The sequence below is a fragment of the Legionella stuttgartensis genome, assembly GCF_977063405.2.
In genome coordinates this window covers 117,451-140,522 of the sequence record NZ_CDRUHA020000111.1, presented here as the reverse complement: position 1 = coordinate 140,522, position 23,072 = coordinate 117,451, and the positions used below count along the sequence as shown (strand labels likewise).

The following is a 23,072-nucleotide window of genomic DNA, read 5'->3' as shown; positions in this document are numbered from 1 at the left end:
TGCAATTGAAATAATTCTTACGGTTAGCAAATATGATGAATATTTCAGTAGTAGGTTATGAGCATGAAAACTTATACGACAAAGCAACGGCGCTTGCAGACGAATTGAATTTTGTTTTAGACAAAAACGCCAGTTCTTGCCTTTTTGTCACTGAAGATAAACTTTCATTAAAAATGCCGGGATTTTCTCCTATTTTTGCTGAATTCAGTGCTGAATTTTGGAGCAAAAGGAAATCAGAGGGAAAAAAGCAAGGGTTAGTCCGTGCCTGCAAGCCATCTCCTGGACTTAAAATTATTGATGCAACTGCTGGGTGGGGGCGTGATGCTGCTATTTTAGCCAGTTTTGGTGCGGAAGTATTAATGCTTGAACGTCATCCTGTTATGGCATCCTTATTATCGGATGCTTTATTACGCCAAACGGAGTCGGATAGACAGCAACTGCGTTTGATGCTTCAGTCTGGAAATGCTTATTCCTATTTAAGTTCATTAACAACTGACGCTTACCCCGACGTTATTTATATTGATCCCATGCATCCAGAACGTAGTAAATCCGCATTGGTAAAAAAGGAAATGCAAGCATTACAGCAAATAATCGGCGCAGATAAGGATGCACTGGAGTTAATTCAATTGGCAATAACGCGTACGAAACAGAAGGTGGTTGTAAAATGGCCACAAAAAATAAAACCATTATTACCTGCAAATGCTACAGTTGAGGGAAAAACTGTTCGGTTTGATATCTATTTTTCTAAAATAAATGATTAATTGTACCCTGAGGGAAGCGCAGCGAAACCCGGGAGAATAGCCCTGACTCTCTGGTTCGCCATTCGACTAAGCAGGTTACAAGGGCTAAGAAAATCTAACCGAATTCCGCAAGTTCTTCTCGGAGGCGTTTTTCTTCAAACAAATCCTCTATTCGTCTTCTTCGTTCTAATTTTGTTGAAGGACTTGCTTCAGGAGCCAGGATCGTATCGACACTAAATTCCTCTGTATCGTTTACCTCTTCATCAAATTCACGAGTATTCATAGCCATCTCCTTAGCTTAACCCGTAGTGAACTTACTAAAATAACAGAAATTGTAGTGAAGGGACAGTGGAATTTTTTGAGCATCATTTGCGAACATTGGAAAGATGTATACCTGGACTTTCATTTTTGGCCATCTGAAAGACCAGGTTGATTTTTAAGGAGTATTCAGAATACTTTGTACGTTCTGTTCGTGTGCTAATTCTTCATCTTCTTTAATTGCTTCTTTCCCTTTTGCTAACCTTATTTCGTTTCTACCCTTGCTTATTTCAGAGCGAAAATTTTTTGCAGTTTCTTCGGGCACAGGAGTTTTAGGAGCACTATCGAGTAACTTCGAAAGTTTTTCACGTCGTGCTTGCGCATGTTCATGAAGTATTTGTAATTCACTGGGTGTGTAGAGCGTTTTTGGATCAATTTCATTTCCCGATCCATCTTTAAGTACAATACCTTTTAATGCTTTGTCACCTTTTGATTCTTCTCCAGGTAATGGGCCTGGAGCAAAACCACTTTCAAGCGCTGCTTCATAGGCTTGTCTGGCTCTTTGTTTTTGAGTTTTCGGATCATCAAAGTTAATTTTTAGGGTAATTGAGTCAAATCCTGATGCTCGTACTGCCTGAGCCATAGTTAACATATCTACCTTAGGATTTTCTTGGCGACTTAAATAGTAAAAAGGAGAAAGTATTCGGGGTGACATTTGTACACTCCAAGTACCTGGTTCATTATCTTTCCCCTTATTGTGCTTTATCTTAGCTCCTGATAAGGAAATGATGAAATTTAAGTCCTCTGGATTTATGGTAGAAATTGTTTTTTTATCAACATCGATTTCAGCCGTTGTAATCTGTTCTGGCGCAGTTAAATTTCGGCGTTTGCGATTTTCTTCCCTTGCCATCTCCATTTCTTGCAACATCTGATCTCTTTGCTTTGGGCTCAGTTGGTTGGCCCAGCTCTCCAGTTGTCCAGAAAAGAGTACCTGTTTTTGTTCAAGGGCAGACGCTTTATCGAGTGTTGTTAGGTTTTCTTTAGTAACATTATCAAATTCAGTAAGTTGTTGCGCATGAGATTGTTCTAATTCTGTTATTAAATCAGTTTTTAATTTTTCTGCTTCGTCAGCGTCTTTACCTAAAGCGGTTGTGAATTTATCCATAAACCCACGATTCTTCGTTTCATCAAAAGTATCTTTGAGTTTTTGAAGTTCCATTTTCTGTTGGGCCTTTATTGCGTCTTTGGCATCCTTGGTGATTCGTTCAAGTTCTCCTCGAAGCACTTCAATAGAATATCCTGGAACTTGACTGACCCGTTTTTTAAATGCTTCAATTGATTCTTGATACTTTTCTTGAGCAGGTGCATAAAACTTTTCAGGAGCAAAGGCCTTATCCAGCCCCTCTCTAACTTCATTTTTCTCCGCGGGGTCACTTCCTTTGAGTGCCTTCTCAAGCGTATCTCCTTCTTCTGGGCCGATTTGTAGCTTAAAACCTTTGTGATCTTTGACTCGCTTATTGGCATGCCCCTCGAACGCGTGTGAGCCAAAAGAAAGATCTTGAGTTAAGTGGATGTCATCTCGATACTTTTGAAAAATTTCTTCAAGTTTTTCAGGTGTGAACTGAACTTTCCTATGTTGAGAGTTGAGCAAGTTAAAAAATGCTTGTCTGTGTGAAGGCATAGTGTACCTCAAGAGCTTTAGTTCTTATAAAGTATAACACTTTTTCATTAAGATAGAATTAAGGTCTGTCAAGGTTTTTGAATGCTAAACTTAAGCTAAAACCGACAGATTCATCGCTGCGTCTAGCGCCGCGAAATCCGAGGGTCTGAGTTATTTTTTCTAGACTTTCGGACTTCGCTGCATGGAACCAAGCAATTCTACCAAGCAGGAATCGCTGAATCTCCAAATAAAGTTTTAGCTTTTTCTTTAACTTCCTCGGAGTTTAATGCTTTAACAAAAAGCTCCAATTGTGCTTTTTTGGGCGAGTCATTGCGAATAACAATTATATTGGCATAAGGTGAATCCTTGTCCTCACTAAATAAAGCATCATGAGAGGGATTCAAACCCGCAGGTAAGGCAAAAGTGGTATTAATAACCGCTGCGTCTACATCAGGTAAAACTCTAGGTAATTGTGCTGCATCCATCTCTTTGAACTGCAGATTGTGTGGATTTGTTGCGATATCTTTTAAGCCAGCATTCTGAGTCGTTTTCAATGTAATTAGCTGTGCTTTTTCCAATAATTGTAAGGCTCGCATTTCATTGCTTGGATCATTTGGTAGGGCGATGATCGCTTTCTCTGGCAATTGGCTTAATGTTTTATATTTTTTAGAATAAATTCCCATTGGATAAACAAAAGTTCTACCTATCGCTTCGAGGGTATAGCCATGAGCTTTAACTGCTGCATTAAGATAAGGCAGATGTTGGTAGACGTTAGCATCTAGGCTACCGTCTTGTAATGCTTCATTAGGTAAATTGTAATCATTGAACGTTACAATTTTTATATTTAAGCCATACTTATTTTTTGCCACTTCTTGTGCTGTTTCAACCAGTTCAGTTTCGGGCCCGGCAATGGTTCCTATTACCAATGAATTGGGTGAAGGTTTGTTGCATGCAACAAGACTTAATAATAAAACGCAATAAGCTAAAATCCGCATTTAAAAACTCCAAAAAAGTGATTTAGATCAATTATGTAAAAAACGCTTCGCTAGATAATCTCCAACCATTTGAGTCAGTTGGACCATTATAATCAAAATGATTACTGTAGAGAGCATGACTCCAGCATCAAAACGTTGATAACCGTAGTTAATGGCTAAAGTACCTAAACCTCCAGCGCCGACGGTTCCTGCCATTGCTGAATAATTAACTAAAGTAATGGCGGTCACAGTAATGGCATGTATTAATGCAGGTTTGGCCTCTGGCAACAATATATGCAAAATAATCTGTCTGGTGTTTGCACCCATTGCATAACCTGTTTCGATAAGACCTGAGGGTAAACTTCGATAAACATTATCTACAAGTCTTGCAAAAAAGGGTGTTGCACCGAGAGTAAGAGGTACTATTGCCGCATTGATTCCGATTGATGTACCTACTATGAGGCGAGTGAATGGAATGATCGCTACCAACAAAATAATAAATGGTATAGATCGCGCCATATTAATCAGGCCTGATAATGCTTTATGCACCTTAGGCATTGGCTTAATATGATTGGATGAGTAGAGCCAGGTTCCTAAAGGTAAGCCGAGTACTACAGCAAATAAGGTACTGATTGATACCATATATAATGTTTCAGTTGTTGCAATGAATAAATCATATGCCATTGGGAAGGACATAACCTAAAACCTCCACAGTTAATTTGGCTTGTTCACAGCGTTCGATGAATGCTTCCAGTAAAAATTGATGTGCAGTTAATTCTACAACTAAAACGCCACAGGTTACTGTATCATAACGATCTATATTGGCGAGTAAGATGTTAATATCTAAATTTAACTCACGACTTGTTCGACTAATAAAAGGTACTGTTGCTTCTTCCCCTTGGAAAAATAGGCGCAGTAAGGGTTTCTCGGTCACATAGTCTGCGAGTCTTTTGGTGAGACACTCTGGCAATTGTGGACTCAACTGGGCGTAAAGCATACTTCGTGCTAAGCTGTCTTTGTTATTAAATACATTCGCTAGGGCAGTAGTTTCAGCCAGTTCGCCATCCACCATCACTGCTAAACGGTTACAAATACGTTTCACTACATCCATTTCATGGGTAATGAGCACTATAGTGATGCCATAAAGCGCATTAATTTTTTTAAGTAATGCTAAAATGGAGTCTGTTGTTTCTGGATCCAATGCTGAGGTCGCTTCGTCACAAAGCAGAATTTTGGGTGAGCAACTTAATGCACGGGCAATAGCAACCCTTTGCTTTTGACCGCCACTCAGCTGGGCGGGATAGGCCATTTTTTTATCGGTTAACTCGACAACTGGTAGTAGTTCTTCAATTTTATTACGAATGGATTCTTCGTCTATGCCCTGAATGCGCATAGGAAGCGCAATATTGTCATAAACGTTTTTGGAGTTAAGTAAATTGAATTGTTGAAAAATCATGGCCATTTTGTGGCGAGCTAAAGCTAAACTCTTTCTCGAAAGACTTGTCAAATCTTGGCCATCGAGGATGACATGACCTTCATCTGGTCGCTCTAGAAGATTAATACATCTTAATAGGGTTGATTTTCCTGCACCACTTTTACCAATGATTCCGAAAATTTCACCTTCTTGGATAAATAGATTAATGTCTCGCAGGACAGGTTTACCCGAAAAGGATTTGGATAATCCACTTAATTCAATCATTTATTATAACCTGAGATTATGCTGCGGGCGGAAGACTTAGAGGGATGCAAACATATCCGCTTTAGCCGTATTTTCAAAAAAGAACTCTTTTTTGAGCGTCCGCAAGCTGAACTTCAAATCGACGCCATTGCGGTATTATACACAAATTGTGAGCATAAACAACGTAGAGCTCCTGATTTTAATGTGACTTAGGGAATTATTTTAAGTGATTCAAATAGCCTGGGTTCCACTGCGTTGCACCCAGGCTATAGCGCATCCAAAATACCTTTTATTTTTGTAGTTCTTCGCGATTTTTAAAATAATCTAGGGCTTGCGGATTTGCCAGAGATTGTAAATTATTCACAGGTAAACCATGAACAACTTGTCTCACAGCTATTTCAACAATTTTGCCGCTAATCGTGCGTGGGATATCTGCTACTTGCAATATTTTTGCTGGTACGTGCCTTGGTGAAGCATTCTGACGAATCGTTAAACGAATTTTACTCATTAATTCTTCTGTGAGTTCCACATTGTCCCGTAATTTAACAAATAGAACAACACGTACATCATCTTGCCAATCTTGACCAATCACAATGCTATCTATAACTTCATCAATTTTTTCTACTTGTCGGTAAATTTCAGCAGTACCAATACGCACTCCGCCAGGATTTAAAACAGCATCGGATCGTCCATAAATAATCAATCCATTATGAGCTGTAATTTCTGCAAAATCACCATGAGCCCATATTCCAGGAAAACGCTCAAAGTAAGCACGTTGGTAAGCTGTTCTGTCAGGATCATTCCAAAAACCCACAGGCATGGATGGAAAGGGTGCGGTACAAACTAATTCCCCTCGCTCTTCTCGAACAGTCTGACCTTGCTCATTATAAACTTCAACAGCCATACCGAGCCCCAAACATTGTAATTCACCTCTGTAGATTGGGAGTATTGGATTACCTAAGGCAAAGCAAGAAACGATATCTGTGCCACCTGAAATAGAACAAAGCTGTACATCATTTTTAATTTGCTCATAAACGTAATCATAGTTTTTGGGTAGAAGCGGTGATCCTGTTGAGAGGATACAGCGCAAATGGCTTAAGTTAAATTCATCTTTGGGTTTTACTCCTGCTTTTTCTACAGAAGAGATGAATTTGGCGCTGGTACCAAAAACAGTCACTTGCTCTTCAGCAATGAGCTTAAATAAACGATTATTTTCTGGGTAGGTTGGCGAGCCTTCATATAATGTGAGCGTTGTCCCTAAGGCCAGTGCAGATACGGTCCAGTTCCACATCATCCAGCCGCAAGTAGTATAAAAGCATAGGTTGTCGTTAGGGCGCAAATCAGTATGCAACCCTAATTCTTTGATGTGCTGCAATAAGGTTCCGCCTGCTCCATGGATAATACATTTAGGTTTCCCCGTCGTTCCTGATGAGAACATAATATAAACTGGATGTTCGAAAGGTAAAGAAACAAATTCACAACGACTTGCTGGACGAAGAAAATCATTCCAATATTGTGCCTTGGGCAACGCAGAAATATCTATAGGTTCATTTATATTGGGGCAAATGACGATTTGCTTGAGTGAAGGAATGGCATCGTTTAGTTGTTTGATTTTTTCCATCCCACTGTGTTTTTTACCTTGATATTGATGTCCATCACAAATAAATAATATCTTAGGCTCAATTTGACCCAATCGATCAATTGCAGCTTGTGCACCAAAATCAGGTGAGCAAGAAGACCAGATTGCTCCTAATGAGGTAGTAGCAAGCATCGCAATAATTGTCTGCGAAGTATTGGGCATTAAAGCAGCTACTCTATCACCTACTGTAACTCCAACCGCTTTCAAACCTGCTGCGCATTGTGCAACCAGTGTATTGAGTTGCTCAAAGCTAATCTCTTGTTTGTAGTTATCTTCATTAAGACTAATTAAAGCTGGATGTTTCTCATTACGTGATAAAAGTTTTTCAGCAAAATTAAATTGAGCTCCAGCGAACCAATGCGAATTCAACATCTGATCATTCTTATTATGATTCAAGATCTGGTAGGGTGCCGTATCAAACTGAACATGAAAAAAATCGCAAAGTGTTGGCCAAAATGAGTCTGGGTGTTTCGTGGACCAGGTATGCATATCGTGATAATTTTCAAAAATCTGGGCGTTTTTTTTGGCTGCGAATTCCATAAATTGCCACATCCTAGTGTCTTTAGGGTGCTTGGGCTTCCATACGGCTTCATTCATGTTTCATTCTCTCTTAATTATCGAAACGATTGTATGTTAATTCTTTCACCTCATACCAACCAAACTTTACATAATTTAGCTTGCCTGAGCGAAGTGAGTGGTAACTTGGATAATGTATTAAGTACAGGGATTTGCTAACATTGCATTTGCGACCTTAGATTGATTTTTACGTCCTAAAATCTTACAGATCATGTCGCCAGCAGCAACAATTTTAAATATATCCACCCCAGTGTTAATTCCTAAACCATGCATTAAGTATAGAACGTCTTCCGTGGCTACATTGCCGCTTGCTCCGCGAGCATAAGGACAACCGCCTAGCCCAGCAACGGAGCTATCAAAGCGGTGGACCCCATGTTGTAAAGAAGTATAAATATTAGCTATAGCTTGCCCATAAGTGTCATGAAAATGCATTGCTAATTGGTGCTGTGGTATTAGTTTTAGCACTTGTTCGAGCAAGAGATGGGTTTGATGTGGCGTTCCGACACCAATTGTATCTCCGAATGAGATTTCATCCACATCCAAGTCTAACAATCGTTGAGTTACCTCAACTACTTTTTCGGGAGCTACACTTCCTTCATAAGGACAACCAAGAACACAGGAAATATAGCCTCGGACTCTGATGTGATTTTCCTTGGCTAAAGCGAGGACGGGTTTAAAACGAGCAATACTCTCTTCGATCGAACAATTAATGTTTCGTTGATTAAATTGTTCGCTTGCTGCGGTAAATACTGCAATTTCTTTAACCCCTGCTTCTAGTGCTTTGAGCATTCCCTGTTCATTAGGAACCAGCGCCGAATAGTGCAGAGATGGAATTTTGTTTACAGCACGGAATACTTCATTGTGGTCCGCCAACTGTGGAATTGCCTTTGCAGAGACAAAACTGGTCACTTCGATATATTGTAGGCCGGATTCACTTAACAAATTGATTAATTCAATTTTGTGTTTGCTCGACACAAAAGAAGATTCATTTTGCAACCCATCTCGAGGGCCTACTTCTATAATGGTTACATTTTGCGGATAGTCCATAATTATCTCTTTTAATATTCCCAAGGTGGTCATACGTGCTGGCGGAGGAACTGTAATGACACGCGAACCCGGGTTACTTTGGCTTCTGCCAGCTTGATACTAATGATCAAACCGAATTTAAGAATCTGCTTCACTTAATGACAGTAATTCCTCTCCTTCATTCACTTGAGCTCCTACAGCATAGAATATATCCAGTAAAATGCCATCAGTGGGGGCATGAATAGTATGTTCCATTTTCATTGCTTCTAATACAATCAAGCGTTCACCAGCTTTCACTTTTTCACCAATATTTTTTAAAATGGCGACTACAGTAGCTGGCATGGGTGCAGTAAGCTGCCCTTTATGAGCAGTAGTTTGCGCCCCTAGTGTTTCCCAATTAAACCGTTCAATAGTAATTTGCCCTTGACTCGTATACAAGGTTAGAGATTGTTTTTTATTTTCAATTGTAGCGTGAATATTTTGAATTCCAGTTTCAATACGAAGTTTATTGCCCACTAAATGCGCCTGGATTAGATGCTCTTGTGTTTTGAAGTGCACTTTAAACTGATTTTTATTGATTGGAGTGATAAAAGTTTCAATCAACTCACCCTTATCTTTATAGCGCCATATCCAATGACTTGATAGTTGAGATTGCCAAGAAAAGACTTCTTGCAGTAAGGGATCTTGTAACGAATTCACATTGTGCAAATAATCAAAGCTAACAGCCATGAGTAGGGCAGTTTCTATGTCGGGTATTGGGAGTTTTATTTCTTCTTTAGTTAAAAAATCAGTACTAAGTTCTGCCTGTTTGAATTTGGGGTGTTGGCAAATAGCTTGTAAAAACGGAATGTTCGTTTTTACTCCACCAATAAAATACTGAGATAGAGCCTGTACTAATCTGGATAATGCTTCATCACGATCAGCTCCCCACACAATAAGCTTGGCGATCATTGGGTCATAATACATGGTAATTTGTGAGGAGATTTGTACTCCAGTATCAATGCGTATGCCATCGCCTGATGATTCTTGTAAAAAGTGGATTTGTCCTATTGAGGGAATGAAATCGTGATGAGGGTCTTCGGCATAGATGCGGCATTCTATTGCATGACCCTGTGCTTGAATTTTATCTTGTGACAAAGGCAAGGGTTCATTCGCAGCAATTTTTAATTGCCAGGCGACCAAATCAAGCCCAGTAATCATTTCAGTTACTGGATGTTCTACCTGTAAGCGGGTATTCATTTCCATAAAATAGAATTGTTCTGAACTATCTACTAAAAATTCAACCGTACCTGCGCCACTGTATTTAATAGAACGCGCTACTTCACAAGCCGCCTCAGCAAGTTTTTTACGTAATGATGCAGACAAATTGGGTGCAGGGGCTTCTTCAATAATTTTTTGGTGTCGACGTTGAATGGAGCAATCACGCTCGAATATATGAACTACATTGCCATGATTGTCGGCCATGATTTGTAATTCAACATGTCGAGGATTAAGTACCAGTTTTTCTAAAATCATGGTGTCATCGGCAAAACTTGCCATGGACTCTCGTTTTGCTCCAGCTAAAGCAGCACTGAACTCTGATTCGTGGTGAACAGCCCGCATTCCTTTACCGCCACCCCCATTTGCTGCTTTAATTAAGACAGGAAACCCTATTTTTTTTGCTTCAACCAGCAATTTGTCTTCAGCCTGTTCGCTGCCATGATAGCCCGGGGTTAAAGGGACTTGAGTTCGTTCAAGTAATTGTTTGGCTAATTGTTTGGATGCCATTGCTTCCATTGCCTCAACAGAAGGGCCAATAAAAATAATACCCGCTTCCTTACATGCTTTAGCAAACTCAGGATTTTCAGATAAAAATCCATAACCAGGATGAATGGCTTGTGCACCAGATTCCTTGGCAACATGAATAATATTTGCGATATTGAGATAGCTGTCTTTAGCAGGCGCGTCACCCACAAAATATGCACTGTCGGCAGTGCGTACATGCAAACTGTCTTTATCAACCGAGGAATAAATAGCCACTGAGTGGATGCCCATAGAACGTGCAGTTTTGATGATTCTGCACGCAATTTCACCGCGGTTGGCAATAAGAATTTTATTAAACATTAGTGCCTCATTAATTTAACTTTCATAAGCTTTCATTCATTATCTAACGTAGTTTGAACGCTTTGTAGCCTGGGTGCTGCATCTAGGCTACACTACTAAACTACCAAGGACTCAAGATGTCTAGCTCCAATTGGGTGTTTCTTTCTTTAAAAAAGCATTAAGCCCTTGTTGTCCCTCAGTAGATACTCTTTTTTGAGCAATTAAAGAAGCTGTGTAATAAACAAGTTCTTCATTTATTTTTTTATTTGATACGTAACTTGCTAGCTGTTTGGATGCTTTAACTGCTTCAGGCGCATTATTGCTGATTTGTTTTGCATAATTAAGCGTGAATTCCAACAAATTTTCCTCAGGAACACAATGTTGTACTAACTGTAAGGACAAGGCTTTAGTTGCATCAAAAATTTCAGCGCTCATGAACAAGGCTTTAGCGCTGCGCTCACCAATGGCTTGAACTACATAAGGACTAATCACTGCGGGTATAAGGCCCAATTTCACTTCTGAAAAACAAAAACGTGCTGATTGAGATGCAATAGTAATGTCACATGCTGCAGCAAGTCCCGCACCACCACCAAAAGCTGAGCCATGGACCATGGCTAAAGTGGGTTTAGGGCTTTGATTTAAAGTGTACATTAGATTACCAAGTACCATGGCGTCTTTTAGATTTTCTTCTTCATTATAATGTGCCATGTTTTGCATCCAGCCTAAATCAGCGCCTGCAGAAAAATGTTTTCCATTTGCTTTAAGGACTATGACTCGGACGTTAGAATTGACAATTGCTGCATCAAGTTGATGTTGCATTTCACTTAAAAGTTGATTATCAAAAGCATTATGTTTACTCACACGATTTAGAGTGAGTAAACATAAGCGTTCATGAATTTCGTACAACAAGTCGCTCACGAGTATGCTCCTTACATGCGAAATACGCCAAAGCGTGTTGGCTCGATAGGATTATTTAATGCTGCTGATAAACCTAAACCTAATACTTTGCGTGTATCTTGTGGCGCAATGACTCCATCATCCCACAATCGGGCACTGGCATAATAAGGATTTCCTTGCATCTCATATTGAGAACGCAATTTTTCTTTAAAACGCTCTTCCTCTGCTAGAGGCCAATCGCTCCCTAGTTTTGCCAATTTGTCGCGATTCACTTGAGCTAAAACATTAGCAGCTTGTTCTCCACCCATTACTGAAATACGTGAGTTAGGCCAAGACCACATAAAATTAGGATTATAAGCGCGTCCACACATGGCATAATTGCCCGCTCCAAAGCTACCGCCAACGATTACAGTAAATTTTGGAACATTGGCATTGGCCACTGCAGTCACCATTTTGGCACCATGTTTTGCAATACCCGAGGCTTCATATTTAGAGCCAACCATAAAACCAGTAATGTTTTGTAGAAAGAGTAAAGGAATGTTACGTTGGCAACAAAGCTCTATAAAGTGAGTTCCTTTCAATGCACTTTCACTAAATAAAATACCGTTATTCGCAATTATTCCTATAGGATAACCATATAAATGTGCGAAGCCGCAAACTAAGGTTGTACCAAAAAGCGCTTTAAATTCATCAAACTCGGAACCATCAATAATTCGAGCAATAATTTCACGAATATCAAAAGGTTTTCTAGGATCAGTAGGTATGATGCCGTTAAGCTCCTTACTGTCATAAAGTGGTTCTACCGTTTCAATACGCTTCAATTGTTGTGGTTTTTTACGGTTTAAATGACTAATAGCAACGCGTGCCAGATGAAGCGCATGAGCATCATGTTCCGCATAGTGATCTGCTACGCCTGAGTGCCTGCAATGGACTTCTGCACCACCTAACTCTTCAGCACTGATAACTTCGCCTGTCGCTGCTTTGACAAGAGGTGGTCCGCCCAGAAAAATCGTAGCTTGATTTTTCACCATAATCGATTCATCAGCCATAGCAGGGACATACGCACCTCCCGCAGTACAAGAACCCATTACTACTGCAATTTGGGGAATATTTTGCGCAGACATTTGTGCCTGATTGAAAAATATCCGTCCAAAATGATCACGATCAGGAAATACTTCATCCTGATGGGGAAGGTAAGCTCCTCCTGAATCAACCAGGTAAATGCAGGGTAGATGATTTGCGAGAGCAATCTCTTGGGCTCTTAAGTGTTTTTTTACTGTTAATGGATAATAAGTGCCGCCCTTTACCGTGGCATCATTGACCACAATGACACATTCAATGCCTGAAACCCAGCCAACTCCTGTGATAATTCCTGCAGCGGGAACCACATCATCATAAACTTGATACGCTGCAAGCTGGGAAAGCTCAAGAAAAGGACTTCCCGGATCAAGTAGTTGTTGTAACCGTTCTCTTGGTAATAATTTACCATGTTTTAAATGGCGAGCTCGTGCTTTTTCGTCACCGCCTAAAGCGATGTGTTGAATTCGATTGTGTAACTCATCTACTAAGGCTTGCATGGCCGCTTGATTTGCTTTGAATTCTTGACTGCTTGTATTGATTTGACTGATTAACTTTGCCATGCCTATCCTCATCGTACCAAAATATCGCTTAAAACGATAATTGTCCAAATAATCCAGGTAATCGCAATAAAGTGAGGCATATCCCCACCTTTTATAAGCCTATAAGCAAGCGCAGGAATGGCGGTAATTATTAGAGGCAATAGAACAAGAACGAGAATTTTGCGAATCACCAGTCCCCAGCCCGTTTGGCTGAATATAGGGGTTAATTTCAAATTAATATAAGTAAAGAATACATCAATATAGACAATAATGAGGTGAGCATATTTAGCGAATAGCACTACTAAAATACTCATTAACAGATAGATAAGACTGTGTCGTAGCATGAACATCCTTTTTATTAAAGATCCCCCATCCCATAGAGAGATAGGGGATGTTTCGTTTTAAATTAATTCAATTGCCATTGCAGTTGCTTCACCACCACCAATACATAATGAAGCGACACCACGTTTTTTTCCTTGATGCTTTAATGCGTGGATTAGCGTTACTAAAATACGTGCGCCGGATGCACCGATAGGGTGGCCCAGGGCACAAGCTCCGCCATGAATATTAACTTGTTCTGGGTTTAATTCAAGTTGTGTCATAGCTGCCATTGTTACCACTGCAAATGCTTCATTTATTTCATAAAGATCTACATCATTTTGTTTCCAGGACGCTTTATTCATCACTTTGCGGATCGCATCTACAGGAGCTGTGGTAAACCACTCAGGTGCTTGTGAATGGCTGGCATGCGCAACGATGCGGGCAATGGGTTTGATCCCGCGCTTTTCTGCTTGTCCAGCACTCATTAAAATTAGACTTGCTGCACCATCAGAAATGGAGCTTGAATTGGCTGCAGTAACGGTTCCATCTGATTTAAAAGCAGGTTTTAATTGAGGTATCTTAGACATTTTTGTCGCATCAGGACCTTCATCTACAGATACTGTAATGTCACCCTTACGAGTATTAATAGTTACGGGAACGATCTCTTCCTTAAAGGCACCACTTTCTATTGCCTGCAACGCTTTACTCATAGAGCGAGTAGCAAATTCATCTTGTTGCTCTCTGCTAAAATTAAAATGACTGGCAGTTGCTTCTGCAAAAACACCCATTAATTTTCCTCTATCATAGGCATCTTCTAATCCATCGAGGAACATGTGATCTTTTAATTCACCATGTCCTAATCTGTATCCTGAACGTGCTTTACTCAAGAGATAAGGCGCATTACTCATACTTTCCATACCACTTGCAAGAATAATATTTGCAGTGCCTGCGCGGATTAAGTCATGAGCGAGCATTACTGCTTTCATTCCTGAGCCACACATTTTGTTAATTGTGGTTGCTCCTGAGGAATTTGGTAATCCAGCTTTAATTGCAGCTTGCCGTGCGGGAGCTTGACCAATTCCAGCTTGTAAAACACAACCACTAATTACTTCATCTATTTCAGCTGGGCTAATTCCTGCTTGAGATAGGGCTGCCACATGTGCAATTGCTCCCAACTCTGGAGCTGAAAGACCTGATAAATTGCCTAACATGGCCCCCATAGGCGTTCTTCTTGCTGCAACGATTACTATGTCATTCTGTTCCATTTTCATTCTTCCTTATGCTGTTTCTTTAAAAAGTTCTCGTCCAATAAGCATTCTTCTGATTTCAGAAGTACCAGCCCCTATTTCATACAATTTTGCATCACGCAGTAGACGTCCTGTAGGATACTCATTGATATATCCATTACCACCAAGGATTTGAATTGCTTGTAATGCCATTTGCGTTGCTTTTTCAGCCGTATATAAAATCACGCTTGCAGCATCTTTGCGACTAACATTACCTTGATCACAAGCACGAGCAATTGCATATAAATATGCTCTTGAGGCGCCTAGGTCGGTGTACATATCTGCTAATTTTCCTTGGATGAATTGAAATTCACCTATTGGTTGTTCAAATTGTTTGCGTTCATGTACATAAGGTAAAACAACATCCATGCAGGCCTGCATGATCCCTACTGGGCCTGCGGCCAAAATAGTGCGCTCATAATCAAGTCCACTCATTAATACTTTAACACCTTGATTCACTTCACCCAAAACTTGTTCCGCAGGGACTTCACATTGTTCAAATACCAATTCACAGGTATTTGAGCCGCGCATTCCTAGCTTGTCGAGTTTTTGAGCTGTTTTAAATCCAGGCATTCCTTTTTCAATCAGAAAGGCAGTGATTCCTTTGCTCGCAGCCTGCTTGTCTGTTTTGGCATAAACAACCAGAACATCGGCGTCAGGCCCATTGGTGATCCACATTTTGGTGCCGTTGAGAATATATCTATCGCCTGCTGGACGAGCATGTAATTGCATACTGACTACATCGGAACCTGAGTTGGATTCACTCATAGCCAGAGCACCAACATATTCTCCACTAATAAGTTTAGGCAGATATTTTTGTTTTTGCGAATGATTACCATTTAAATTGATTTGGTTAACGCATAAATTAGAGTGGGCACCGTAACTCAGGCCTATGGAGGCAGATGCCCTAGAAATTTCTTCCATTGCGATGACATGTGCAAGATATCCCATATTGGCACCACCATATTCTTCACTGGCAGTAATTCCTAATAATCCCATGTCACCTAATTTTCGCCATAAATGATTGGGAAAAGTATTGTTTTCGTCAATTTGAGCAGCAAGTGGAGCAATTTCAGCACGAGCAAATTGGTAGACACTGTCGCGCAACATGTCATAAGTTTCACCGAGTTGATAGTTCGGTCCTGTGTACATAGCTGACTTCCTGTTGTTGTAACTGCTTAACTATACAAGATTTAACGAACGCAAAAAATTTGGCGTATCTTAATGCAGAGTAAGTAGTCTGTTGATTTTTATAAATGTGTTAGACTATACCCAATCAAGTTGAAGATGCAAATAGAATTTCTCAGATCTTTTTTCCTATTAAACAAGTTAAAGATATGATTTGATAAACCAATTCAACTGACCCTTGATGAAATGAGCTTTTAAATGATTGAACGGCTTTATTTAAGTTAAAGGGTAGGGATTAAGTAATTATTTATTTTATTATCCAGTTTATAGAGTAAGAAGTGTTTTTTAAATGCTCCTTTACCTGATTTGAAAAATCGCCTAATCTTAGGCCAATGGAAAAACTACTGAGCTTTCTAAGGTAGTTACAACCAAGTTTAAGCGTTTAGTTTTATCTATTTAGGAGAGTCATTCATGCGTAAATTAGTACTCTGGGGACATACTGTTGATGAGTATCGTGAGATGTTTGATTTGTCTCAAGAGGATATGAATTCAAAGATATTGGAATATGGATGTGGTCCCAGTGCAGTAAACGCTCAACAATTTCAAGAAGCGCATCAAGCTGTGAGTTGTGATCCCTTATTTGTTTTGGATAAAGATACCTTATCCTCCAAGGCGGTTATGATTTTTGCACAAATGGCAGATGAAGTACGTAATCACCAAGACCAATTCGACTTCAGTCGTTTCGGAAGTTTAGAACAGCTGCTCGAGCATCGACGAAATGGAATGAAAAAATTTTTTGCTGATTACGAGCAAGGTAAGGTTGAGGGACGATATTATGGTGCGGCAGATTATCATTTGCCATACCCCGATTTCTCTTTTGATTTTGCATTAAGTACGAATTACCTATTTGCAGATTTAGAAGATCAGACTGTTGAGTTCCATTTAAATGTAATTCGTGAGTTAGCGAGAGTAGCTAAAGAAGTACGAATATTTCCCTTAAACGATATGGAAGGAAAAACTTCTGAGTTTTTAGGTCCTGTATTATTGGAACTGCAAAAAGAGGGTTATGGTGTAGAAATTAGAGAAGTTGATTATCATTTGCATAAGTCTGAAAGCGCCATGCTGCGAGTTTGGGCACAAAAATGTGATATTTGATGAAATGCAGCCTGGGTGAAGCGAAGCGAAACCCAGGAGTTCAGAATTAACCCAACCCGGGTTTCGCTTCGCTTCACCCTGGCCACAAGGTTTTTTTATGTATTCGATGTTACGTCCTGTACTTTTTAGTATGGATCCTGAAAGTGCACATACTTTTAGTTTGTCTGCTTTACATTATATACCCAAGTTTTGTTTTAAAAAGATAAAGCATAAACCTGTTGAAGTCCTGGGGCTACAATTTCCACATGTGGTTGGTCTGGCGGCCGGATTGGATAAAAACGGCGAGCATTTAGACGCATTGGCTAAATTAGGTTTTTCCTTTATTGAAGTAGGTACGATAACCCCAAGACCACAAATCGGTAATCCTCAGCCACGATTATTTCGTTTGCCAGAGGCCCATGCGATTATTAATCGTATGGGATTTAATAATCAGGGTGTTGATGCACTGGTGAGGCATGTAAAAAAAGCACGTTATAAAGGAGTCTTGGGTATCAATATTGGCAAAAATAAAGATACCTCGCTGGATGATGCTGCAAGTGACTACATTCATTGTTTGGGTAAGGTATACGAGTATGCCTCCTATGTGACTATCAATATTTCATCACCGAATACTCCCGATTTGCGGCAGTTGCAGCAAAAAGAATATTTTGCCAATTTATTGTCTCAAATTCAGGCTGAACAAATTAAATTGTCCGATAAATTTCAACGTCATGTGCCTTTAGTAGTTAAAGTATCCCCAGATGAGGACTCAGAAACATTAAAACAGATGACTGATGTCATTTTACAGTACGGTATTGAAGGAATTATTGCCACGAATACTACGTGTTCTCGTACAGGAGTAACCCATTTATCTGATGCAGAGGAAACTGGGGGGCTAAGTGGTAAACCTTTATGGGAGCTGTCTACTCAGTGTTTGCGTTTGCTCAAACAATATGTGGGTAATGATGTTAGTTTGATCGGAGTAGGAGGCATCGACAATTGTGCCAGTGCCCAGGCTAAATTGGATGCTGGTGCTTCATTAATCCAGGTGTATACAGGACTGATTTACCAAGGGCCTGGTTTGGTATATGAGTTAGCGAAAGATTTAAAATGAAGCAGTAATAACGTGAAATATGAACTCCTTCGTCTTTACCACGATGCGCTGAGGATAATTTTTAGATGAAATTTATTACTAAAGATCTAGCAAGGCAAATGGAGTCTTGTATCAAGCAAACCCATATAGAAGTAACCAAACAGTACCCGGAAGGAACAATATTGGAACTTAACGGGGGTGCTGCTTGTTTTTCAGGGACAGACTCTTATTTGTCACAAGTAGTAGGGTGGGGATTTGCTACAAAGCGTATGCATTTTCGAGCTGAAATAGAGCGTATAGAACATTTTTATAAAGCATTAAACCATACTCGTGTAGATATTGAATTATGTCCTTTTGTGGGAAATGAACTAACTGTATTTTTAAGCCAGCGTGGTTATTGCATCAGTGAATTGAACAATGTCTCAATATTGGATTTAAAAATATATCAGCCTCTAGACTGTGTTGCCGATCCTTTAAGTATTAAAGAAATAGAACCTCATGAACTGAATGAATGGGCCCAAAAGGTTGCTTTGGGTTTTGATGCTCCTGAAGCTGCAGATCAATTTTCTCGTTATGCTCAATCCAAAGGGGTCAGTGCTTATGCTGTTTATGATAAAGAGGTAATTGTAGCTGGCGCTACTATAGCTATTCATGGGGATTTTTGTGATTTAGGGGTGACGAGCACTTTGCCAGATTATCGAGAGAAAGGCTTACAAAAGAAATTACTTATCGCTCGATTGAATCGTGCAAGACAACAAGGGGTGTCTTGGGCAACGGTTACTACCGAGCCGGGGAGTGTTTCTGATTGTAACGTGCAAAAGATAGGTTTCCATTGTGCTTATACACGTATCAAAATGACCTTGGAATGACATTTACATTGCATTCAATTGTGAAGCACGAGTCCAACTTCGTAGAATTTCGGATAGAAATAACTCATTTATAATCGGGATTCGGTACCGCTTAACTTAGGTAACATTTTTGTATTTTAAGGAATATTAGCACTTCCCTGTAATAACAGTTACAATAACCCATGTTTCGATTGAGTTACTTGAGTTATGAAAAAGAAACTTACTGTTAAAACCAGTATTTTATATAAACGTTTACTAGCTTATGTGAAACCGTTTTGGCCCATACTGGCATTAGGTATATTTGCCAACATTTTGTATTCCCTGATTGACGCTGGTTTTACATACATGATGCGGCCTTTTTTCGATAAAAGCTTTATTAATGTCGATATGGATTTTATTAAGAAAATTCCTTACATCGTTTTAATAGGGATTACTTTGAGAGGGCTTGTTAGTTCATTGGGTAGTTACTGTATGACTTGGGTTGCCCGTTCAGTAGTTAAAGTATTAAGAGAAAAAGTTTTTAATCATATTCTTCATTTACCTGCCGATTTCTATGACGAAGCAACTTCAGGACAAATGCTTTCCAAAATTCTCTATGACGTGGAACAAGTAGCGCAGGTTAGCGCAGATGCTTTAACAGATATAGTTCAAAATATTTGTTTAATTATAGGTTTTCTCACTGTCATGATGGTCATTTGCTGGCAATTATCCCTCATGTTTTTGTTAACTATTCCCTTTGTAGGCATTATTGTGAATTACACGAATAAACGTGTGCGACGAATAAGTCATAAAGTACAAAAAACCATGGGAGAGGTTACTGAAATTGCCAGTGAAGCAATTGAGGGCTATAAAGTAGTGCGTATCTTCGGAGGGGCTACTTATGAGTCTGGAAAATTTTGTAAAGCCATAGAGCATTCACGCCAAAACGATATGAAAGTCGCTGCAAGTAAAGCACTTAATGTGTCTGGGGTGCAAATTGTCATTGCGATAGGTATCGCAGCAATCATTGCAGCTGCAATTCAACTCTCTACCGTAGTTATTATTTCCGCAGGTTCTTTTTTAGCAATTATTGCTGCAATGATACAGTTAATTAAACCGATGAAAACTCTAACCACATTGAATGCTGTAATACAAAAAGGTTTAGCAGGTGCAGAAAGTGTATTCACTATGCTGGATCTTCCTATTGAACAAGAACAAGGTATAGTTTTGTCGCGAAGAGCACAGGGGGCTCTTGAATTTAAGCATGTATCTTATGCTTATAGACAAGGAGAACAAATATTACATGATGTAAGTTTTACTGTTGAAGCAGGTAAAACGGTTGCATTGGTAGGTCATTCTGGAAGCGGTAAAACAACAATCGCCAGTTTATTACCTCGTTTTTACGAAGTGACTCAAGGTGTTATTACTCTGGATAATACACCGATTAATCAAATAAGCTTGCCTAGTTTGCGTGAGCAAATGGCTTTAGTGAGTCAAAATGTGACATTATTTAATGACACTTTAGCAAATAACATAGCTTATGGTCGTTCAGATGTAAGCCGTCAAGAAATTATTCAAGCTGCCAAAATGGCTTTCGCTGACGAATTTATTAGTCGTTTTCCAGAAGGTTATGATACGCGTATCGGCGAGAATGGTGTCTTACTCTCTGGTGGTCAGCGACAAAGGATAGCGATCGCGCGTGCTATTTTAAAAGATGCACCGATTTTGATTCTTGATGAAGCAACATCTGCTTTGGATAGTGAGTCAGAGCGCTACATTCAAATCGCTTTGGATGAAGTGATGAAAAATCGTACTACTCTCGTCATTGCGCATCGATTATCGACGATTAAACATGCAGATAAAATTATAGTAATGCAACATGGACGTATTGTAGAACAAGGTAATCATCAGGAGCTACTTGATTTGCAAGGATATTATGCACAACTTCAAGGGATGCAGCACATCGATGTGATTCGTGAGGATGTTGTAGCCTGATGTATGCTTTCCTTGATAAATTATGGTATGGAGAGAATCACCCACTCCAATGGCTGTTACGTCCATTGTCGTGGGGGTATTCCGCTGTAGTTTCAGCTAGGCGCTATTTTTTGGAGCGTTTTAGTCAAGTAAGCTGTCCCGTTCCTCTGATTGTTGTTGGTAATATATCGGTTGGAGGAGTGGGTAAGACTCCTTTAGTTATTGAGTTGACCAAGAGAATACAACAGAAAGGATTGCGGGTGGGGATCGTTAGTCGTGGTTATGGCGCAGCAACGAAACATTTTCCCTATGAAGTGCATGTTAATGATTCGGCTCTAAAAGTTGGTGATGAGCCTTTATTGTTGGCACAAAAAACCCAATGCCCAGTGGTGATTGCACCTAAACGAACAGAAGCTGTTCGCTATCTTTTAGAAAAACATCAAAGCCAAATCATTATTAGTGATGATGGATTACAACATTACCGTATGGGACGAGCTATTGAAATTGCTGTTATTGATGGTACGCGAGGATTAGGTAATGGTCTTTGTTTGCCAGCAGGCCCATTAAGAGAATCTGCTGCACGCTTAGAACAGGTTGATTTTATTGTGGTGAATGAAGGTAAGTGGCATAAGGATTCGGATACCTCATCGACGAAACAATCCACGGTAGTATTTCAAAAGCGGTCTAATGCATATCCAATGGTATTAAGGCCTGGAAAAATTAAAAAATTGAGTACAGATGAAGAAATCGAACCACAGAAATTAAATGAAAAATGGGAAGCGATTGCTGCAATTGGTAATCCCCAACGTTTTTATTCCACTTTGTTGCAATTAGGGATAGAATTCGATACCTGTTCTTATCCTGATCATTATCAGTTTAAGCCAGATGATTTGAATTATTCGAAAGCACTTATTATTATGACGGAAAAAGATGCAGTGAAGTGTCGAGCATTCAGCTCGGATAACATGCATTATTTACCCGTAGAGGCTGTATTGGATGATGCATTTTGGGACGCATTGTGGTTACATCAACAGTTAAAAGGTTATTACTGATTATGTTTGCTTGGATTCGCTGTTTTTTATTTTTAATCATGTTCCATGTAAGTACAGGATTATTTGCGACTGAAATTGAACCTGTGCCGCAACTTGTACAATCTCTCGATCCAACAACAGGTAGTTGGACTTTTTCTGGTATGGTAAAAAATGAAAGTGGGGATAAATACGGCTATTTTTTTGAAATGCAGCGACAGGGTTCAGAGTTTCATACCAAAGCAGCTTTAATCGATGGACAAACAAATCAACTGGTATTTTTTTATGAAGATAAAGAAAAAATAGAACAATCAACGCCACTTGATTGGCATGTTGGTTATTCCTTTATTAGTTACAATCCCATTAATGACAGCTGGATCTTTGGGGTTAAAGCAGGAGATAAAAAAGGTTTTAATTTCAAAGTAGATATGTTAAAGCAAGTGAATAATGTGAATGAATCCTTGATGTTGCGTCCGGGAGTAAGATTTCAAGTGCTGCAGACAAGTCAGCTTAATGGACACTTACGGATCGATGATAAAGAGCAGTTTGTTACTGGGAATAAAGCCTGGTTTGGAAAATTAGTATTAAACAACGATCAAAAAGACACTCATGAGATCAGTACAACGTTCTGTCGTTTAAATGATGATAATGGATTTTACTCTGCAAATCTTAAGGAAAAAGATGCAACCAGTGCCGCTGTAGCAGGTTGGCTTGATCCGCTTGGCAATAAAGTAAAAATGTCACAATTTGTTTCAATAAAACCTTTAGATAATGATCTGTGTATGCTGAATATAGGTTTACCCAAATTGAGTTTAAAATTGATCAATACGTTGAAGGCTAATGATCCATCATCACATGCTGTTGCAGGGTTTTCTAAAGACGGTCGTGAGGGTTTTTGTTATGTTACCCAACAATTATTTTCAAAAAATCAACCGACCGAGCTCAATATGAATAAGGATAAGTTAACAGGTTAAAATATTCTTAGTTTGTAGCCGGGTGCAGATTTTCCGGAACCCGTGTTTCGCTTAGCTCCACCCGGGCTACATTTTGCTCACGTTATCCAGTGGAGTTTAGGACGAAGGATCTCCTGAGCTTAAGTATTATATCTGTACCCGCTGTTGGAGATCCCGTA

The 23,072-nt window shown here is 39.6% G+C and carries 20 protein-coding genes; 7 read left to right on the top strand and 13 right to left on the bottom strand.

Annotation, left to right across the window (positions count from 1 at the left end; genetic code table 11):
- The first annotated feature begins 32 nt into the window (after positions 1–32).
- Entirely contained in the window at positions 33–761 is a 729-nt protein-coding gene (locus ACWTEW_RS38115) for a class I SAM-dependent methyltransferase (protein WP_454783185.1), read from the top strand.
- Between the two features lie 94 nt (positions 762–855).
- On the opposite strand, the gene ACWTEW_RS38110 is transcribed toward ACWTEW_RS38115, so the two are convergent.
- The 13 genes from ACWTEW_RS38110 to ACWTEW_RS38050 all read right to left on the bottom strand — a co-directional run bounded on the left by ACWTEW_RS38110 (position 856) and on the right by ACWTEW_RS38050 (position 15,908).
- Complete coding sequence (locus ACWTEW_RS38110) at positions 856–1,023, bottom strand: PA3496 family putative envelope integrity protein (RefSeq protein ID WP_454783184.1); 168 nt, start codon at positions 1,021–1,023, stop codon at positions 856–858.
- Between the two features lie 153 nt (positions 1,024–1,176).
- Positions 1,177–2,679 (bottom strand): hypothetical protein, encoded by a 1,503-nt coding sequence (locus tag ACWTEW_RS38105; RefSeq protein WP_454783183.1) that lies wholly within the window; start codon positions 2,677–2,679, stop codon positions 1,177–1,179.
- A 197-nt stretch (positions 2,680–2,876) separates the two neighbouring features.
- Positions 2,877–3,653, bottom strand: coding sequence for a MetQ/NlpA family ABC transporter substrate-binding protein (locus ACWTEW_RS38100; protein ID WP_454783182.1), 777 nt, complete (start codon positions 3,651–3,653; stop codon positions 2,877–2,879).
- Positions 3,654–3,680: 27 nt separating this feature from the next.
- Positions 3,681–4,328 (bottom strand): methionine ABC transporter permease, encoded by a 648-nt coding sequence (locus ACWTEW_RS38095; protein ID WP_454783181.1) that lies wholly within the window; start codon positions 4,326–4,328, stop codon positions 3,681–3,683.
- Positions 4,306–5,331, bottom strand: coding sequence for a methionine ABC transporter ATP-binding protein (locus ACWTEW_RS38090; protein ID WP_454783180.1), 1,026 nt, complete (start codon positions 5,329–5,331; stop codon positions 4,306–4,308). The genes ACWTEW_RS38095 and ACWTEW_RS38090 overlap by 23 nt, the downstream gene beginning before the upstream one ends.
- 268 nt (positions 5,332–5,599) lie before the next feature.
- Complete coding sequence (locus ACWTEW_RS38085; RefSeq protein WP_454783179.1) at positions 5,600–7,546, bottom strand: acetoacetate--CoA ligase; 1,947 nt, start codon at positions 7,544–7,546, stop codon at positions 5,600–5,602.
- A gap of 117 nt (positions 7,547–7,663) precedes the next feature.
- Positions 7,664–8,572 (bottom strand): hydroxymethylglutaryl-CoA lyase, encoded by a 909-nt coding sequence (locus tag ACWTEW_RS38080; RefSeq protein WP_454783178.1) that lies wholly within the window; start codon positions 8,570–8,572, stop codon positions 7,664–7,666.
- Positions 8,573–8,689: 117 nt separating this feature from the next.
- Positions 8,690–10,654 (bottom strand): acetyl/propionyl/methylcrotonyl-CoA carboxylase subunit alpha, encoded by a 1,965-nt coding sequence (locus ACWTEW_RS38075; RefSeq protein ID WP_454783177.1) that lies wholly within the window; start codon positions 10,652–10,654, stop codon positions 8,690–8,692.
- A 120-nt stretch (positions 10,655–10,774) separates the two neighbouring features.
- Positions 10,775–11,551, bottom strand: coding sequence for an enoyl-CoA hydratase-related protein (locus ACWTEW_RS38070; RefSeq protein WP_454783176.1), 777 nt, complete (start codon positions 11,549–11,551; stop codon positions 10,775–10,777).
- A gap of 11 nt (positions 11,552–11,562) precedes the next feature.
- Entirely contained in the window at positions 11,563–13,170 is a 1,608-nt protein-coding gene (locus ACWTEW_RS38065) for a carboxyl transferase domain-containing protein (protein ID WP_454783175.1), read from the bottom strand.
- An 8-nt stretch (positions 13,171–13,178) separates the two neighbouring features.
- Complete coding sequence (locus ACWTEW_RS38060; protein ID WP_454783174.1) at positions 13,179–13,493, bottom strand: hypothetical protein; 315 nt, start codon at positions 13,491–13,493, stop codon at positions 13,179–13,181.
- Between the two features lie 57 nt (positions 13,494–13,550).
- Positions 13,551–14,735 carry an acetyl-CoA C-acyltransferase gene (locus ACWTEW_RS38055; protein ID WP_454783173.1) on the bottom strand — a complete coding sequence of 395 codons (1,185 nt, stop codon included), beginning with the start codon at positions 14,733–14,735 and terminating at the stop codon, positions 13,551–13,553.
- Positions 14,736–14,747: 12 nt separating this feature from the next.
- Positions 14,748–15,908, bottom strand: a complete 1,161-nt coding sequence (locus tag ACWTEW_RS38050) for an isovaleryl-CoA dehydrogenase (RefSeq protein ID WP_454783172.1) — start codon at positions 15,906–15,908, stop codon at positions 14,748–14,750.
- A gap of 447 nt (positions 15,909–16,355) precedes the next feature.
- On the opposite strand from ACWTEW_RS38050, the gene ACWTEW_RS38045 reads away from it, so the two are divergent.
- From ACWTEW_RS38045 to ACWTEW_RS38020, 6 genes are all read left to right on the top strand, one after another.
- Positions 16,356–17,039 (top strand): hypothetical protein, encoded by a 684-nt coding sequence (locus ACWTEW_RS38045; RefSeq protein ID WP_454783171.1) that lies wholly within the window; start codon positions 16,356–16,358, stop codon positions 17,037–17,039.
- Between the two features lie 97 nt (positions 17,040–17,136).
- Positions 17,137–18,132: a quinone-dependent dihydroorotate dehydrogenase gene (locus tag ACWTEW_RS38040; RefSeq protein ID WP_454783170.1), complete on the top strand. Its 996-nt coding sequence runs from the start codon at positions 17,137–17,139 to the stop codon at positions 18,130–18,132.
- Positions 18,133–18,197: 65 nt separating this feature from the next.
- Entirely contained in the window at positions 18,198–18,980 is a 783-nt protein-coding gene (locus ACWTEW_RS38035; protein ID WP_454783169.1) for a GNAT family N-acetyltransferase, read from the top strand.
- A 186-nt stretch (positions 18,981–19,166) separates the two neighbouring features.
- On the top strand, positions 19,167–20,933 hold the full coding sequence (gene msbA, locus ACWTEW_RS38030) for a lipid A export permease/ATP-binding protein MsbA (RefSeq protein WP_454783168.1): 1,767 nt from the start codon (positions 19,167–19,169) through the stop codon (positions 20,931–20,933).
- Positions 20,933–21,964 (top strand): tetraacyldisaccharide 4'-kinase, encoded by a 1,032-nt coding sequence (lpxK, locus tag ACWTEW_RS38025; protein ID WP_454783167.1) that lies wholly within the window; start codon positions 20,933–20,935, stop codon positions 21,962–21,964. Before msbA ends, lpxK begins: the two co-directional genes overlap by 1 nt.
- A 2-nt stretch (positions 21,965–21,966) precedes the next feature.
- Positions 21,967–22,914, top strand: a complete 948-nt coding sequence (locus ACWTEW_RS38020) for a hypothetical protein (RefSeq protein ID WP_454783166.1) — start codon at positions 21,967–21,969, stop codon at positions 22,912–22,914.
- Positions 22,915–23,072 lie beyond the last annotated feature (158 nt).

Coding starts and splice junctions, on each gene's coding strand:
- ACWTEW_RS38055 (WP_454783173.1), bottom strand. CDS start 14,735: ATGGAACAGAATGACATAGTAATCGTTGCAGCAAGAAGAACGCCTATG.
- ACWTEW_RS38080 (WP_454783178.1), bottom strand. CDS start 8,572: ATGGACTATCCGCAAAATGTAACCATTATAGAAGTAGGCCCTCGAGAT.
- ACWTEW_RS38020 (WP_454783166.1), top strand. CDS start 21,967: ATGTTTGCTTGGATTCGCTGTTTTTTATTTTTAATCATGTTCCATGTA.
- ACWTEW_RS38090 (WP_454783180.1), bottom strand. CDS start 5,331: ATGATTGAATTAAGTGGATTATCCAAATCCTTTTCGGGTAAACCTGTC.
- ACWTEW_RS38085 (WP_454783179.1), bottom strand. CDS start 7,546: ATGAATGAAGCCGTATGGAAGCCCAAGCACCCTAAAGACACTAGGATG.
- ACWTEW_RS38075 (WP_454783177.1), bottom strand. CDS start 10,654: ATGTTTAATAAAATTCTTATTGCCAACCGCGGTGAAATTGCGTGCAGA.
- ACWTEW_RS38110 (WP_454783184.1), bottom strand. CDS start 1,023: ATGAATACTCGTGAATTTGATGAAGAGGTAAACGATACAGAGGAATTT.
- ACWTEW_RS38105 (WP_454783183.1), bottom strand. CDS start 2,679: ATGCCTTCACACAGACAAGCATTTTTTAACTTGCTCAACTCTCAACAT.
- ACWTEW_RS38040 (WP_454783170.1), top strand. CDS start 17,137: ATGTATTCGATGTTACGTCCTGTACTTTTTAGTATGGATCCTGAAAGT.
- ACWTEW_RS38095 (WP_454783181.1), bottom strand. CDS start 4,328: ATGTCCTTCCCAATGGCATATGATTTATTCATTGCAACAACTGAAACA.
- lpxK (WP_454783167.1), top strand. CDS start 20,933: ATGTATGCTTTCCTTGATAAATTATGGTATGGAGAGAATCACCCACTC.
- ACWTEW_RS38065 (WP_454783175.1), bottom strand. CDS start 13,170: ATGGCAAAGTTAATCAGTCAAATCAATACAAGCAGTCAAGAATTCAAA.
- ACWTEW_RS38050 (WP_454783172.1), bottom strand. CDS start 15,908: ATGTACACAGGACCGAACTATCAACTCGGTGAAACTTATGACATGTTG.
- ACWTEW_RS38100 (WP_454783182.1), bottom strand. CDS start 3,653: ATGCGGATTTTAGCTTATTGCGTTTTATTATTAAGTCTTGTTGCATGC.
- msbA (WP_454783168.1), top strand. CDS start 19,167: ATGAAAAAGAAACTTACTGTTAAAACCAGTATTTTATATAAACGTTTA.
- ACWTEW_RS38115 (WP_454783185.1), top strand. CDS start 33: ATGATGAATATTTCAGTAGTAGGTTATGAGCATGAAAACTTATACGAC.
- ACWTEW_RS38045 (WP_454783171.1), top strand. CDS start 16,356: ATGCGTAAATTAGTACTCTGGGGACATACTGTTGATGAGTATCGTGAG.
- ACWTEW_RS38060 (WP_454783174.1), bottom strand. CDS start 13,493: ATGCTACGACACAGTCTTATCTATCTGTTAATGAGTATTTTAGTAGTG.
- ACWTEW_RS38035 (WP_454783169.1), top strand. CDS start 18,198: ATGAAATTTATTACTAAAGATCTAGCAAGGCAAATGGAGTCTTGTATC.